Source organism: Bacillus sp. BS1807G30 (genome assembly GCF_040047675.1).
GTDB lineage: Bacteria > Bacillota > Bacilli > Bacillales > Bacillaceae > Bacillus > Bacillus altitudinis.
The window spans coordinates 2,375,695-2,391,504 of the sequence record NZ_CP157353.1; the positions used below are offsets into that span (position 1 = coordinate 2,375,695).

At 42.6% G+C, this 15,810-nt stretch carries 15 protein-coding genes and 1 other annotated feature; of the genes, 5 read left to right on the plus strand and 10 right to left on the minus strand.

The window, feature by feature from the left end; translation table 11 throughout:
* Nucleotides 1–62: 62 nt before the first annotated feature.
* Together alaS and ABG082_RS12275 are read right to left on the minus strand one after the other, a co-directional pair.
* On the minus strand, nt 63–2,699 hold the full coding sequence (gene alaS / locus ABG082_RS12270; RefSeq protein WP_017358103.1) for an alanine--tRNA ligase: 2,637 nt from the start codon (nt 2,697–2,699) through the stop codon (nt 63–65).
* Nucleotides 2,700–2,778: 79 nt separating this feature from the next.
* Nucleotides 2,779–2,986: a binding site (T-box leader), on the minus strand.
* A 43-nt stretch (nt 2,987–3,029) separates the two neighbouring features.
* Complete coding sequence (locus ABG082_RS12275; RefSeq protein ID WP_017358104.1) at nt 3,030–4,094, minus strand: AI-2E family transporter; 1,065 nt, start codon at nt 4,092–4,094, stop codon at nt 3,030–3,032.
* Between the two features lie 225 nt (nt 4,095–4,319).
* On the opposite strand from ABG082_RS12275, the gene ABG082_RS12280 reads away from it, so the two are divergent.
* The 4 genes from ABG082_RS12280 (at nt 4,320) to ABG082_RS12295 (ending at nt 7,272) form a co-directional block, all read left to right on the plus strand.
* Nucleotides 4,320–5,048, plus strand: a complete 729-nt coding sequence (locus tag ABG082_RS12280) for an amino acid ABC transporter ATP-binding protein (RefSeq protein ID WP_007501456.1) — start codon at nt 4,320–4,322, stop codon at nt 5,046–5,048.
* Between the two features lie 14 nt (nt 5,049–5,062).
* On the plus strand, nt 5,063–5,872 hold the full coding sequence (locus ABG082_RS12285; RefSeq protein ID WP_348936140.1) for a transporter substrate-binding domain-containing protein: 810 nt from the start codon (nt 5,063–5,065) through the stop codon (nt 5,870–5,872).
* An 80-nt stretch (nt 5,873–5,952) separates the two neighbouring features.
* Complete coding sequence (locus ABG082_RS12290; RefSeq protein ID WP_007501460.1) at nt 5,953–6,606, plus strand: amino acid ABC transporter permease; 654 nt, start codon at nt 5,953–5,955, stop codon at nt 6,604–6,606.
* A 15-nt stretch (nt 6,607–6,621) separates the two neighbouring features.
* Nucleotides 6,622–7,272 carry an amino acid ABC transporter permease gene (locus tag ABG082_RS12295; RefSeq protein WP_017367699.1) on the plus strand — a complete coding sequence of 217 codons (651 nt, stop codon included), beginning with the start codon at nt 6,622–6,624 and terminating at the stop codon, nt 7,270–7,272.
* 38 nt (nt 7,273–7,310) lie between these two features.
* Here the strand turns inward: ABG082_RS12295 and ABG082_RS12300 are convergent, their stop codons facing one another.
* From ABG082_RS12300 to ABG082_RS12335, 8 genes are all read right to left on the minus strand, one after another.
* A complete protein-coding gene (locus tag ABG082_RS12300) occupies nt 7,311–7,442 on the minus strand; it encodes a YrzQ family protein (protein ID WP_008362324.1) in 132 nt (43 codons plus the stop codon).
* A gap of 20 nt (nt 7,443–7,462) precedes the next feature.
* Complete coding sequence (locus ABG082_RS12305) at nt 7,463–7,654, minus strand: hypothetical protein (protein WP_003216308.1); 192 nt, start codon at nt 7,652–7,654, stop codon at nt 7,463–7,465.
* A 13-nt stretch (nt 7,655–7,667) separates the two neighbouring features.
* The gene (locus ABG082_RS12310; RefSeq protein WP_224558497.1) at nt 7,668–8,126 is read right to left on the minus strand and encodes a PRC-barrel domain-containing protein; all 459 of its coding nucleotides are present in this window, start codon (nt 8,124–8,126) and stop codon (nt 7,668–7,670) included.
* A gap of 286 nt (nt 8,127–8,412) precedes the next feature.
* Nucleotides 8,413–10,797, minus strand: coding sequence for an ATP-dependent RecD-like DNA helicase (locus ABG082_RS12315; RefSeq protein WP_317327691.1), 2,385 nt, complete (start codon nt 10,795–10,797; stop codon nt 8,413–8,415).
* A gap of 19 nt (nt 10,798–10,816) precedes the next feature.
* Nucleotides 10,817–11,470, minus strand: a complete 654-nt coding sequence (locus ABG082_RS12320) for a tetratricopeptide repeat protein (protein WP_017367702.1) — start codon at nt 11,468–11,470, stop codon at nt 10,817–10,819.
* Nucleotides 11,471–11,531: 61 nt separating this feature from the next.
* Nucleotides 11,532–12,650 (minus strand): tRNA 2-thiouridine(34) synthase MnmA, encoded by a 1,119-nt coding sequence (gene mnmA, locus ABG082_RS12325; RefSeq protein ID WP_008342709.1) that lies wholly within the window; start codon nt 12,648–12,650, stop codon nt 11,532–11,534.
* A gap of 94 nt (nt 12,651–12,744) precedes the next feature.
* Nucleotides 12,745–13,887, minus strand: a complete 1,143-nt coding sequence (locus tag ABG082_RS12330) for a cysteine desulfurase family protein (protein ID WP_348936141.1) — start codon at nt 13,885–13,887, stop codon at nt 12,745–12,747.
* Nucleotides 13,888–13,905: 18 nt separating this feature from the next.
* Nucleotides 13,906–14,325, minus strand: coding sequence for an Rrf2 family transcriptional regulator (locus ABG082_RS12335; RefSeq protein WP_008342713.1), 420 nt, complete (start codon nt 14,323–14,325; stop codon nt 13,906–13,908).
* A 206-nt stretch (nt 14,326–14,531) separates the two neighbouring features.
* On the opposite strand from ABG082_RS12335, the gene ABG082_RS12340 reads away from it, so the two are divergent.
* Entirely contained in the window at nt 14,532–15,797 is a 1,266-nt protein-coding gene (locus tag ABG082_RS12340; protein ID WP_008342715.1) for a replication-associated recombination protein A, read from the plus strand.
* Nucleotides 15,798–15,810: the final 13 nt, after the last annotated feature.

Here is a 15,810-nt window from a genome sequence, read left to right on the forward strand (position 1 = left end):
CTACTAGCAAGCTTTTTTCTAACCGCTCATCTAATACCATTATTCTACACTACATTGACTGATTATAAAACGGATTTGACAGATTCTTCGACAGTTGCCAGTGCTTCTTCAAGCTTTTCTGGCTGTTTCCCGCCTGCTTGTGCCATATCTGGGCGTCCGCCTCCGCCTCCGCCGCAAATTTCAGCTGCCTGCTTCACAAGTTTTCCTGCATGAAGACCTTTTTCAATGACATCTTTTGTCACACCGGCTGAAATGTTGACTTTTCCATTTTGAACGGCACCAAGTACGATGACAGCTGAACCTAATTTCGCTTTTAAGTCATCAACCATCGTTCTTAAATGGTTCATGTCTTTGGCGTTTACTTTTTCAGTTAACACGTTCACTCCGCCAACTTCGATAACTTTTTCCAAAATAGAGCCAGCTTCTGCTTGACTTAATTTCGCAAGAAGTGATTCGTTTTCTCTTTGAACTTCTTTTAAATCAGCCTGCAAGGAAGCGATGCGTTTTGGTACATCTTTTGTATTTGATTTCAGTTCATTAGCTGCCTTTTCTAAAATCGCAAGCTGATCATTTAATTCTTCATAAGCACCTTTACCTGTTACAGCCTCAATACGGCGTGTTCCAGCACCAATACCCGATTCAGATGCAATTTTAAACAATCCGATCTCCGCAGTGTTTTGAACGTGACAGCCTCCGCATAACTCGATGCTGTAATCACCCACTTGCACAACACGGACAATATCGCCATACTTCTCGCCAAACAGCGCCATTGCGCCCATTTCTTTTGCTTCAGCAATTGGTTTCAGGTCAATGGCAACCGAAATGCCTTCCCAAATCTTTTCGTTGACGATTTTTTCAATTTGTGACAATTCTTCTTTTGTTACTTGTCCAAAGTGAGAAAAGTCAAAGCGAAGTCTGTTTTCATTCACAAGTGAACCCGCTTGGTTAACGTGGCTGCCCAATACATCTTTTAGCGCTTGGTGCAAAAGATGTGTCGCTGTGTGATTTTTCACAATGCCTTTTCGAAGCGCTGATTCGACTTCTGCAGTGACTTCAATGCCTTTTTGAACCGTACCACTTACGACGACTCCTTCGTGGACATGCTGGCCGTTTGGCGCCTTTTTCACATCTTTGATATCAATGATCGCTTCGGCACTTTTTAACGTTCCTTTATCCGCCACTTGTCCGCCGCTTTCCGCATAGAAAGGTGTTTCATCTAATAAAATTTGCACCGTTTCCCCTTCGTGTGCTTCTGTGACAATTTCACCGTTTTGAAGCAATTCGATAATACGAGCATCTGCAGTTAAATTTTCGTAGCCAACAAACGTACTTTCTGCTTTTATATCGCCTAAAGCCCCGCCTTGAACCTGCATACTGCCCACATCTTGTCTGGCATTTCTTGCACGTTCACGCTGCTTCTCCATTTCTAGCTGGAAGCCTTCACGATCGACTGTCATGTTCTCATCTTCAGCATATTCTTCTGTGAGTTCGACCGGGAATCCATATGTGTCATAAAGCTTAAACACATCTTTACCGGAAATTTGTGAGCTGCCATTGTCTCGTTCTTTTTTGATCACTTCTGATAAAATGGCTAACCCTTCATTCAGTGTCTCATGGAAACGCTCTTCTTCATTTTTGATCACTTTTGCAATAAATTCTTCTTTTGCTTGAACATCTGGATAGAAATCCTTCATGATCTCCGCAACAACTGGAACTAGATCATACATGAATGGACGGTGGATATGGATCGTTTTTGCATAACGCACAGCACGGCGCAGCAAACGTCTTAACACATAACCTCGGCCTTCATTAGAAGGAAGTGCTCCGTCACTGACGGCAAAGGCAACAGTACGAATATGGTCAGCAATGACTTTAAATGCTGTGTCTTTTTCTTTTGACTCCCCATAGCTTTCTCCAGAAATCGTTTCTACTGCACGAATAATCGGCATGAACAGGTCTGTATCAAAGTTCGTCGGTACGTTTTGAATCACAGAGACCATACGCTCAAGACCCATTCCTGTATCAATGTTTTTCTTCGGAAGCGGTGTATATGTACCATCTGGATTATGGTTAAATTCAGAAAAAACAAGATTCCATACTTCTAGATAACGTTCATTTTCTCCGCCTGGATATAATTCAGGGTCGTTCATGTCGTTGCCATATGCTTCGCCGCGATCATAGAAAATTTCTGTATTCGGACCACTTGGCCCCTCGCCAATATCCCAGAAGTTGCCCTCTAGACGAATAATTCGTTCCTCAGGGACACCCATTTTATCTCTCCAAAGAACATATGCTTCTTCATCCTCTGGATGTACCGTTACAGATAACAGATTCGGATCAAAGCCAATCCACTCGTCACTTGTGAGGAATTCCCAAGCCCATTCGATTGCCTCTTCTTTGAAATAGTCTCCAATAGAGAAGTTGCCCAGCATTTCAAAAAACGTATGATGGCGTGCTGTTTTCCCTACATTTTCAATGTCATTTGTACGAATTGATTTTTGTGCGTTGCAAATACGTGGATTCTCAGGCACGACGCGGCCATCGAAGTATTTCTTTAATGTTGCCACCCCGCTGTTAATCCATAAAAGTGTTGGATCGTCATGCGGTACGAGGGACGCACTCGGTTCGACAGCATGTCCTTTTTCTTTAAAAAAATCTAAAAACATTTGACGTACTTGAGCTGAAGTTAAAGTTTTCATCATAAATCCTCCCTTTTTTATTCTCAATCTTCACACAAACGAAAAAACATCCCGCCCTATGCAAGCAAAAAACTACTTACACAGGGACGAGATGCTCTCGCGGTACCACCCTGATTATAGACATATGCGTCTATCACCTTCACATCCGATAACGCCGGAAGAGAGCGGCAGTGTTTATCTGCACTCGGGACTAGCTTCCGTTAAAGGTCTGATAAGGCTTTTCTCAGCAAACAAAGCCTCTCTCTGCAACAGCTTTTTAACGTACTCGGGTCCGTCATTGAATTCAATATGTATGAATCGAAATTATTATAGACAACTCGGCTCGTCTTGTCAATGAACGCTTCGTCTCATGTGAATATATTGCACAATAATGACCCTCATAATGGCTGCGGAAGGTACGGCTAAAATCATTCCAATCAAGCCAAACAGCTCACCTCCAGCGAGTAACACCAGCATGATCACGACAGGATGCATATGCAGGCTTCTTCCGACAATGATCGGACTCAGTACATTGCTTTCTAAAAATTGAAGCACGGCTACTGTAATTAGCACAATGATCACTGACTTCACTGAGATGGTAAAAGCGATAAAGACAGCTGGGATCGCTCCAATAATCGGGCCAAAATACGGAATGACATTCGTTGCACCGATTAACATACCTAGTACAAGCGGATATGGAATATGAAACAGCCAAAGAACAATGGCAGCAGCTCCCCCAATTAAAGAACAGACAAGCAATTGCCCTCTAATATAATCCCCAAGTGAGTCATCCACTGCTTTCACAAAGGCATGTCCCCTTTTTCGAAAGCTTGGCGGGGTTAAATACCATGCTGCCCGCTTCATCGTGTTCATATCTTTCACCATATAAAAGACAAGAAAAGGAATAAGTGCAGCAACTAAGGCGTAATCAAGCAGTACTTTACAGCTAAGAATCATCCGCTCTGCCCCATTTGCGGCATACGTTTCAGATTGGACAATAAAACGATCCAGCCGTTCATGCAGTCCATCAGGCCAGTGGCTTGTATGACGATGAACATGTGATAAAGCACCATTATACGTTTCGGCAAGCATGGGAATTTGCTCCGACAATTCATTTAACTGAGCGATTAAAACCGGTGCCCCTTTATACACAGCCAAACCAATGCCGCCAAAAAACAGCACATATATCAATAAGAGACTGACCGTCCTTGGCAAACCTCGCTTATGTAGTCTTTCAACAATTGGATAAAGAAGATAAGAAATAAAAATAGCGATAAGAAGCGGGATCAAAACCGCTTTGAGCAATAAAAAAATAGGCATCCATAACTCGTCGAGCTGAACCAAAATGAGTAAAGACGCAAGGACAAGCAGTACACCTGCAGCATATATTAGAAACTCGATCGGACGTTTCTTCACCTTTTTCACCTCTCTTCTTATTGTTTAACCAACTTCTGCAATTATCCATGTAAATAAAATTTGTCCTAACTTTGTTAAAAATGAATACACATGAAACATACGGCTCCATCCAAAGTCACTGTTTGCTGTAAAAATCTCGTTAGAAAATATTCCATTATTTTCTTATTTTCGCCTCATTTATGCTAGAATCCACTTTAGCTCAATCATTAGAAGAGGAGGTTCTTCATGATCACATTCGAAGAAGTCAACAAGCATTACGGCCAGTTCCATGTACTTAAGGACATTAACCTACATATTCAAAAAGGTGAGGTTGTTGTGATCATCGGTCCTTCAGGATCTGGAAAAAGCACGATGCTCAGGTGTATCAATCGTCTTGAAAGCATTGATGAAGGAAAAGTCCTTGTCAATCAAGTGTCTGTTCAGCATCCGAAAACCAACATCAATCTCATCAGGCAAAATATCGGGATGGTGTTTCAGCACTTCCATCTTTATCCGCATAAGACGGTGCTTGAAAACATTATGCTTGCGCCGATGAAGGTTAAAAAAGTGAGCAAAGAAGAAGCAAAGGAAACAGCTGAATTTTATTTAAATAAAGTTGGCATTCCTGAAAAAGCAGACACCTACCCTTCTAGACTCTCAGGAGGACAGCAGCAGCGTGTGGCAATCGCAAGGGGACTTGCAATGAAACCTGAGGTCATGCTTTTCGATGAACCAACATCAGCTCTTGATCCAGAGATGATCGGTGAGGTGCTAGATGTGATGAAACAGCTGGCAAGGGAAGGAATGACAATGGTCGTTGTCACACACGAGATGGGGTTTGCCCGTGAAGTCGCAGACCGTATTGTGTTTATTGATGAAGGAAGAATTCTTGAAGAATCTACACCAGCTGCCTTTTATGAAAAACCGCGCGAGAAACGCGCTCAGCTCTTTTTAAGCCGTATTTTAAATCACTAGGGGGAATGAATTTGATGAAAAAAATGAAACGCTTTGGCCTATTACTGTTGATGACTTGCTGTATGATCGCTCTCGCTGCCTGCGGCTCTGCCGAGAAAGGCTCAACCGATGCAAAACAAAGCAGCTCATTAGAAGCCATTAAGAAAGACAAAAAAATCGTTTTCGGTGTAAAAAACGATACTCGTTTATTCGGTCTAAAAAATCCTAGTAGCGGGGATATTGAAGGGTTTGATATCGATATCGCAAAAGCGATCACTAAAGAAATGCTCGGTGATGAAGGAAAAGCAGAATTTAAAGAAGTGACATCTAAAACAAGAATTCCTTTACTGCAAAAAGAAGATATTCATGCCATTGTTGCCACAATGACGATCACAGAAGAGCGTAAAAAAGAGGTCAATTTCTCAGATGTTTACTTTGAAGCAGGACAATCACTGCTTGTGAAAAAAGGCAGCGACATTCAATCGATTGATGATCTAAAAAAAGGTACGAAGGTGCTTGCAGTGAAAGGGTCCACTTCTTCTCAAAACATTCGCGAAAAAGCACCAGAAGCATCCGTTTTAGAATTTGAAAATTACCAAGAAGCCTTTACAGCCTTAAAATCAAATCAAGGGCAAGTTCTGACAACTGATAATGCAATTTTATTTGGCATGGCAGACGAAGATTCAAATTATGAAGTCGTTGGTGGAACATTTACCGATGAGCCTTATGGCATCGCTGTGAAAAAAGGCGATGAAGAATTGACAGAAGCCATTAATAAAGCGTTAAAGGCATTAAAAGACAATGGAGAGTATGACAAGATTCATAAAAAATGGATCAAAGAATAATCAATTGACTCGATCAACCTCAACACCCTCAGGAGAGCCGCTTGCCGGCTCCTCTGTTGATTAGGAAGGAAGTGAACTGATTGCTGCGGTTTTCCATTTTAACTGAGAACTTCCATCTTTATTTAGAAGGGTTTAAATATACGATTGGTGCAAGTGTCATTGCGTTGATTGGAAGCTTTTTCATCGGTACACTCATTGCCATTATGAGAATTGCGCCACTAAGGCCGCTCAACTGGTTAGGGACGGCTTATGTGGAATTTATTCGGAATATTCCGTTATTATTGATCACCTTTGTGTTCTTCTTTGGTTTACCGGTACTTGGCATTGTGGCAGATGGCTTTACAGCAGGAACCATTGCCCTCTCCATTTATACGTCTGCTTTTATCGCTGAAGCCATTCGTGCAGGTATACAAGCTGTACCGCTTGGACAAATGGAAGCAGCTAGAGCTTCTGGCCTGTCATATGGCGGAACGATGCGATATATTATTCTGCCGCAGGCAATCAAAATTGTCATTCCCCCACTTGGGAATCAATTTATAAATCTTGTGAAAAACTCGTCTATTTTAGGTGTCATTGCAGGGTTTGATCTGATGTACCAAGGAGACCTTATCGCTTCGAGAACGTTTGTGACATTTGATGTATACATCTTTGTTGCCATGTTCTATCTTCTATTGACCATTCCGCTTAGTCTAGGCGTTGGTTATTTAGAAAAAAGATTAGCCCGAAGCCACTAGAAAGGAGGAAACACAATGGATTTTATAGGTGCCTACCAGCCCGATCATCTCGCCTTTTTACTTGAAGGATTTGCTGTCACCTTAAAAGTGGCTTTTATCTCCATCATTTTAAGCTTTATCATCGGATTAGTCGTTGGCACATTGAGGTTCGCACAAATCCCTATTTTATCAAAGGTGCTTGCGGTCATTGTTGAAACCGTCCGGAACCTGCCGCTTTTGCTGATCATCTTTTTTACGTATTTCGCCCTGCCTGAAATCGGTATTAAGCTGAGCATCACCGCCTCTGCCATTGCGGCTTTAACCGTGTTTGAATCCGCCATGCTGTCAGAAATCATTCGCAGTGGGTTAAAATCAATTGATAAAGGACAAATCGAAGCTGCCAGGTCCTCTGGCTTAACGTATATTCAAACGTTAAAAATGATTATCATGCCACAGGCGTTACGCCGAATGGTACCGCCGATTGTCAGCCAATTTATTTCTCTTTTAAAAGATACATCGCTTGCCGTTGTGATTGCCCTTCCAGAATTATTGCATCACGCACAGATTTTAAATGGTCAAAGCCAATCTTATTTACTTCCTATTTTCCTCTTGGCTGCCATGATGTATTTTGTTGTTAACTTCAGCTTGTCCTTACTTGCACGGAGATTAGAATACAGGCAGGCATAAAAAAAGGACATCCGCTCATGGTGGATGTCCCTTTTTGTTTAAAACATTCGCATAACTCGTTTTCTCATCTTTTTCATATCCCGCTTAGATGGCATATCATATCGACTTGCAAAGTGATATGCGAGTGCACCTGCACCAAGCGTTAATAGTGAAGAAGTCATTTTGCCCATTCGAAATTCCCCCTTAACACTTATAGTTGAATTGAACGTTCATCATCACTAAACAGGTCGTCTAAACTGCTTAGTGTACCGTCTTCCTCCACTTGGTGAGTAGATATTTTGCCTTTTGACAGCGTCAATTCAATAAAACAGCCCCAACAATAATATTGATTGACCCCAATTTTTCCGATGTCTTTACATTTGCAATTTGGGCAAATGAGCATATTCAGCACCTCTTTACGTTCGGTTTAGAACAAGTGCTTCCTTTTGAACGTCCATCAAGGTTCCGGCAGCATGCAGCTGCTTTCGAATCCCTGATAGCTCTGTAAAGAAGCCGTCCGAGAGTTCATATGCTACGATTGTGCCCGAATTCATGCAAAAGTATACATCTTCCAAAACACCTAATGTTTCACCATCTGGCGTATGGATCATTTTCTTTTTTAATTTCGAAAAGAAGAAGGATGGGGCGGAGGCATCTATTTCGACTCCCTTCTGGCAGCTCACATATAGACCTTCGTCTGTCAGTTTGTCGCCAGCTGAGAATGGAATGAAAGCACAGTCTTTCTTTTTCCCATCTAATACATATCCTCCGCAGCTGCCGCCGGCTAAAAAGCAAATATCTTTGATCGCCCCAAGTGAATGAGACAGCTCGTCTGTATAGATCGTCAGTCCTTCAAGCTCTCGACATGTTCTCAAAATGTGATCAACCACCTTTTCGGAACAGTCTTATCGTGTGCGTTTCCTCTATGACTCATACGAAGAAATGGCTTCCATGAAGGAAGCCATCAGCGTGTAGACAAACCCTCGCATTCTTTGTCAGTCCTGCGTGCTGGTGCTCACGAATGTCAAATTCGCTCCGCGCCAGTACTCGTCCTTCTTAGGGCTGCAAAGGTTTTCTTTCACGCTGAAAAAAAACAAAGGGCTAAAATCAAGTTCATTTTAGCCCTTTGTTTAACAATATGATGGCTTCCATGGAAGCCATTTACTCTTGCATAAAATCAAACGGAGTGATTCCCTCCATGCCAATATTGGCATCGTGTACGCTGAAAGGAAGTTCTTTTTGGAGGGCTGCTAGCTCAGCATCCATGACTTCTTCCGTTTCAGTAAGACGCATAGTTAAAGACGTTTGTCTGAGGGAGTCTTCATTATTTTTTACGCCCCACTCTAATGCTGATTCCTCACCGCACAAAATTAAAAACTTTTTACTTCGTGTAATGGCAGTGTAAAGCAAATTTCTTCGAAGCATTCGATAATAACTTCTCACGACTGGCAGCACCACGATTGGGAATTCACTGCCCTGGGATTTATGAATCGAGCAACAATAAGCGTGTGTAAATTGATGAAAATCTTTTTTCGTAAACGTGATTTCGTTTCCATCAAAGGAGATGACCGCCATATCTTCTTTTTCCGTGTTTTCTTTCGCATAAAAGATCGAGACAATTTCTCCAATATCTCCATTAAAAATGTTATTCTCGGGCTGATTGACAAGCTGAAGTACCTTATCACCTGTCCGGTAGACGACATCACCAAATGGAATTTCTCTTCCTTTTGGCTTTTTAGGATTCAAAATTTGCTGGAGCATTTTATTCAGTTCATTAATGCCTGCTTTTCCTTTATACATCGGGGCAAGCACTTGAATGTCCTTTGCTGAATAACCCTTTTGAGCAGCATTGCTGACCACTTTCTCGATGACTTCTTTCATTTGGTCACTAGAGCATTGAATAAAGGATCGATCCTTCGAGCGTGCAGTAATATCCTTTGGCAAAACACCATTTTTCATATCATGCGCAAGCTCAACAATTGTTGAACCGTCTGCCTGCCGGTAAATATCAGTTAGTGTAACTGCCGGTATAGCTTGTGACGCAAGCAGGTCTCTTAACACTTGACCAGGTCCGACAGATGGAAGTTGATGTTCGTCTCCAACCATAATGACTTGAATATGATCTGGGATCGCCTTAAACAAATGGTTCGCCAGCCAAATATCCAGCATACTCGATTCATCAATGATGACAAGCTTTCCTTCAATCGGCTGGTCTTCATCATGTGAGAAGCCTTCTGATCCATTCCAGCCTAGCAGCCGGTGAATGGTCACAGCAGGAAGTCCAGTGGATTCTGTCATTCGTTTCGCAGCACGTCCAGTTGGTGCGGCAAGTACGAACGGAAATGCTTCATCTTTTTTATAATCACCCGGGTCAAGAGATACGCCGTGAAGATCGCTGTAAAGCTCGACAATCCCTTTAATGACCGTCGTTTTCCCTGTACCCGGCCCGCCTGTTAAGAGCAGCATCGGGGACATGAGTGCCTTTTGAATGGCTTCTTTTTGGGTCGGTGCATACTGGACACCCAGCCGCTCCTCCAATTCACCAAGTGCGAGAAGAAATTCTGATTCAGGAAATTGATCTGCATATTCTGTTTGAGAGACAATTTTTTGAATGCGTTTTGCAACACTTTGTTCCGCATAAAAGAGCGAAGGATGATAACAGCGATCATCTTCAATGATCATGTCTTTCCCTTCACCAAGTGCAATGATCTGATTGGCAACGTCCATTTCAGTCACTTTGTAGTCATTGCCTGTTTGATTCAGCAATTTACGGGTTTCAATGATCAGATCTTTCGTTTGTATGTACGTATGACCGTCTTGCAGGCTTGCTGTCTCAACGGTATACAAAAGGGCTGCACGAATGCGGTCTGGATCATTTCCAGATATCCCTGTTCTAGCGCCGAGTTCATCTGCTTTAATAAATCCAATCCCCTCTACGTCTTTGACGAGCTGATAAGGGTTTTCTTCAATTTTCTGCAACGTTTCACTCTCGTACACTTGGTAAATCTTCATGCTAAGCTGAGGACCAAAGCCATATTGATTCAGGCTGATCATGATTTGCTCAAGCCCCTGATGCTCCTGAAGTGCGGCAGCCAGCTTATCTGCCTTCTTTTTTGACAGGCGCGGGACGTCATACAAAACAGACGGATCACGCATAATTTGATGAAGCGTCTGATTGCCTAACTTGCCGACGATTTCTTCCGCCGTCTTTTTCCCAATCCCTTCAAACAAGTCACTAGAGAGATAATGAATAATGCCTTGTTTTGTTGTAGGGACTTCCTTTTGAAAATGAGTGGCTTGAAACTGCTCACCAAACTTCGGATGACTTGTGACCTTGCCATAGAAGGTGTAGGTTTCCTCCTCATGAAGCGCTGGGAAGTACCCTGTGACAGATGCTGTTTTTTCCTCTAAATTCTCTGATGTTTCAATGACTTTTACTTTTAACACCGAGTATAAATTACTTTCGTTATGGAAAATAACGGCTTGAACCGTCCCTTTTAAAAACGGTTCGTCTTCAAGCTTCATTTGATCTGGATGTTCCTGCACAGGTCTTCCCTCCTTCCGGTTATTCTGCCTCTTGAATCAGCTTTTGCGCATGCAATGCAAGCATATGATCAGGCTGCACGTCAATGGCTTTTCCTAGCATTTCAAGCGCTTCATCTTTTTTTTCTAAATACGCATACGCAACGCCTGCATTATAAAAGGCGTCTGCATGCTGCGGATCTCGCGCAATCACTTCAGTAAAGACTGTGACCGCTTCCTCCAGTAGATGTTCATTCGCTAAGCACATGCCAAATTGAAATCTTGCTTCGTTATCTTCTTCGTTTAGCTCAACTGCACGCTGAAGATAAGGCATCGCAAGCTTCGGCTGCTCTAATTTCATCAGTGTCTGCCCTAACATATAAAACAAATCACTGTTTTCCATTCCAGCTTTTAGCGCTTGCTCAAAATAGTCTTTCGCTTTCATAAAGTCTTCTTTCATCGTGTAGACATTTCCTGCCCCGTAATAGGCTGCAGCTGCTGTATGATCAAGTTCAATGGCTTTTTGAAAGAAGTTCAAAGCACGTTCAAATTCATGAACGCTTGAAAGTAAATTCGCAAAGTTAATATATGGAACCGGGTCCTTTGGGCTTTCTTCAATGGCTTTCGTAAAAGCTTCAGCTGCCTGTTCGATGTTCCCTTGATTTAAAGCTTCAATACCGATTTCGTTATGATTCATTCGCTCTCTTCATCCTTTCATTAAAAAACCTCAACAGCGACGTTGAGGTTTTTAACACATGTTACACATACGACAGCTTTTGGCCATCTTTAAAGACATCGTCAATGGTCCCGCCGCCAAGACATTCTTCGCCATCATAAAAAACAACAGCTTGTCCTGGAGTGACAGCACGAACGGGTTCATCAAAGATCACCATTGCTTCCTGCTCACCTGTCATTTTGACTTTTACATGATGATCTTCTTGACGGTATCGGAATTTCGCTGTGCATGTGAGTTCACCGTTTTCGCCGACAATATGAGGACGAGTCCAGCTGATGTTAACAGCTGAAATACTTTCAGAGTATAAAAGCGGATTGTGGAAGCCTTGTTCAACAAATAAGATATTTTTCTCTAAGTCCTTCCCAACAACGAACCACGGATCACCGCTTCCGCCAATGCCAAGTCCTTGGCGTTGACCGATCGTGTAATACATGAGTCCATCATGTTCACCTTTTACTTCTCCGTCCATTGTCTGCATCACACCGGGCTGTGCAGGCAAATATTGGCTGAGGAATGTTTTAAAGTTTCTTTCCCCAATAAAGCAGATGCCCGTAGAATCTTTTTTCGTTGCTGTTGCGAGCTCTGCTTCTTTCGCTAATTCACGCACTCTTTTTTTCTCTAAATCGCCGATTGGGAACAACACTTTATCAAGCTGTTCTTGAGTCAGCTGATTCAAGAAATAAGTTTGGTCTTTGTTTGTATCAAGACCTCTTAGCATTTTCACTTCATCGCCGGTTCTGTCGACACGGGCATAGTGGCCTGTTGCCAAATAATCCGCTCCAAGCGACAATGCATGCTCAAGAAATGCTTTGAACTTAATTTCTTTGTTACACATGACATCTGGGTTCGGCGTTCTGCCTGCTTTATATTCATCAAGAAAATATTGAAACACTTTGTCCCAATACTGTTTCTCGAAATTCACTGCATAATATGGGATTCCAATCTGGTTACAAACACGAATGACATCCTCATAGTCCTCCGTTGCTGTACATACACCATTTTCATCTGTGTCATCCCAGTTTTTCATAAATATGCCGATCACATCATAGCCTTGCTCCTTTAACATGAGCGCAGCAACTGATGAATCGACGCCTCCGGACATACCGACCACAACTCTTGTGTCTTCAGGTCTTTTTGTCATCTTCATCAACTCCAATTTCAATGAAACAACGTGCGCGTTTCGTTCTTCAGGTGCCTAGCTGTTTCATTTTTCACACACGAACAAAAGGGAGCATTTATTTGGCTAGGCGTTTCACGACAGTCGCTATCTTACGCGCCGCCTGCTTCACATGTTCCTCTTCATTTCCAAGACCGAAGCTTATTCTGACTGAGGATGTCAGCTCTTTTGCTTCTTCACCATACATGGCGCTTAATACGTGCGAAGGAAGGACAGATCCAGCCGTACATGCTGACCCGCTCGAAACAGCAATCCCTTCCATATCTAAGTTCACAAGTAACGATTCAATAGAAACGCCCGGGAAGTGGACATTTAAAATATGCGGCAATGTCTCTTTCGGATGTCCATTGATAGAGAAATTGAGTGATTCCTCTTCGAATACTTGCAGCATCGCTTCTTTGAGCTTACCATAATGCACTGCTTTTTCTCTTCTATTTTGCTTTGTTAATTGAACTGCTTCTGCAAGTCCAATGATTCCCGCCACATTTTCAGTGCCAGCACGGCGTTTTCTTTCTTGTTCTCCTCCGAATAGCTGCGGAGAAAGTTTTACACGCTCATTCACGTATAAAAAGCCTGTTCCCATCGGGCCATTTAGTTTATGACCGGACGCAGATAAGAGGTCGATATGAAGTTCTGTGACATCAATTGATATTGTCCCAAATGCCTGTACAGCGTCTGTATGAAAATGAGCAGCGTGATCATGCAAAAGTTGACCAATTTCTTTAATTGGCTGAATCACACCTGTTTCGTTATTGCCATACATGATGGTCACAAGAATTGTATCGTCTCTTAGTGCTTGTTTTAATTGATCAAGATGAATCAATCCAGTGTGATCCACATCTAAATACGTCACATCAAAACCAAGCTTCTCTAAGCGTTCGCATGTATGCAGCACTGCATGATGCTCAGTTTTTGTTGTGATGATATGTTTTCCTTCATGCTGCCTTGCCATTGCCACACCTGTAATGGCCAAGTTGTCTGCCTCTGTTCCCCCGCTTGTGAGGATGATCTCCTGCTGCTTACAGTGTAATTCTCCTGCAATGACTTCCCTTGCTTCATCGAGCCACTTTCTTGCCTCGCGTCCATATGAATGAATACTAGAGGGATTGCCAAATATCTCTGTAAAGTAAGGCATCATCTTGTCCACAATTCGCTGATCCATCGGCGTTGTGGCTGCATGATCTAAATAGATACGTTCCATTTCCGGTACACCTCTGATCTAAATATAGAACATATACGCCTCTTGATCCTCGTCATCTTTATAGCTTGCCAAGTCTTCAAGAGTTGTATTGTCTAGTACGTCTTTTACTGCATCACGAATACGAATCCAAAGTGCACGCTTTGCTGGCTCTTCGTTTTCGATCACTTCAACAGGACTAATAGGTCCTTCTAATACTCGAATAATATCACCGGCTGTAATCTCGTTTGGCTCATGGGCAAGCACATAGCCACCATACGCTCCGCGGATACTTTTCACAAGACGAGCATTGCGAAGTGGTGATACAAGCTGCTCTAAATAATGCTCAGACAAATCATTGTTTTGAGCGATTGATTTTAATGATGTAGGGCCTTCGCCATGTTTTTTGGCTAATTCGATCATGATCGTCAGACCATATCTGCCTTTAGTAGAAATTTTCAAGTTAAACACCTCTGCGTTTTCTATTTCTATGTCATCAATTTTTTTCTGATTTCATATACGCTTATATAGACCAAAAGCAATTATATCATACTTTTAGCCAACTTTCATTTGCGGGTTCTGAGCTCAAAACGAGGACGCATCCCTTTTCTATTTGAAGAAATTTCGGTACTCTATACAAACAAGACATTGCTTTAGGAGAGATAATCATGAAACCTTTAGCGTATCGGATGCGCCCAAGTCATATTGGAGACATTATTGGGCAGGAGCATCTCGTTGGAGAAGGTCAAATTATTAGACGAATGGTCGAGGCGAAACATTTGTCCTCGATGATTTTATACGGGCCGCCGGGAATCGGCAAAACATCCATTGCAACTGCAATCGCTGGCAGTACAAGCATTGCCTTCCGTACATTGAATGCGGTGATTCATAACAAAAAAGATATGGAAGCTGTCGCCGCTGAAGCGAAAATGAGTGGTCAGGTCATCTTGATTTTAGACGAAGTCCACAGACTCGATAAAGGGAAGCAGGATTTCCTTCTTCCGTATTTAGAAAATGGCATGATCATTTTAATTGGCGCGACAACAGCTAATCCGTATCATGCGATCAACCCAGCCATCCGTAGCCGGACACAAATATTTGAGCTGAAGCCGCTGGAAACAGAGCAAATCAAAGCTGCATTATCTCGAGCTTTACAGGATGAACATCGCGGGCTTGGCGGTTATTCGGTCAAAGTTGATGAGGAGGCAATGAATCATTTTGCAAATGGATGCGGAGGAGATGTGCGTTCCGCTTTAAATGCGCTTGAACTAGCCGTCTTATCGACAAAAGCGGATGAATCTGGACAGATCACGATCACTCTAGCTGCAGCAGAAGAATGTTTACAAAAAAAGAGCTTCTCGCATGATAAAAACGGTGATGCCCATTATGATGTCCTCTCGGCTTTTCAAAAATCCATCAGAGGATCTGACGCAGATGCTGCGCTACATTACCTTGCAAGACTCATTGAAGCGGGAGACCTTGAAAGCATTTCGAGACGATTACTTGTGATGGCTTATGAAGATATTGGCTTAGCCAGCCCGCAGGCAGGGCCACGTGTGTTAAGCGCTGTTCAAACAGCTGAGAGAGTTGGTTTCCCAGAAGCACGAATCCCACTCGCTAATGCCGTGATTGAACTGTGTCTTTCTCCAAAGTCAAACTCCGCTTACCAAGCGATTGATGCGGCACTGCATGATATTCGCACGGGGAAAATTGGTGAAGTTCCCGTTCATTTAAAAGATGCCCACTATAAAGGGGCAGCAGCACTTGGAAGGGGCGCCGATTACTTATATCCGCACGATTATGAAAATGGCTGGGTGAAGCAGCAATATTTACCTGACCCGCTGAAAAACAAGCAATATTATGAACCAAAGCAAACTGGAAAATTTGAAGGTGCACTAAAGCAAGTGTATGAAAATTTAAGACGGCAAAAATAAAAAAAGCCCCCTG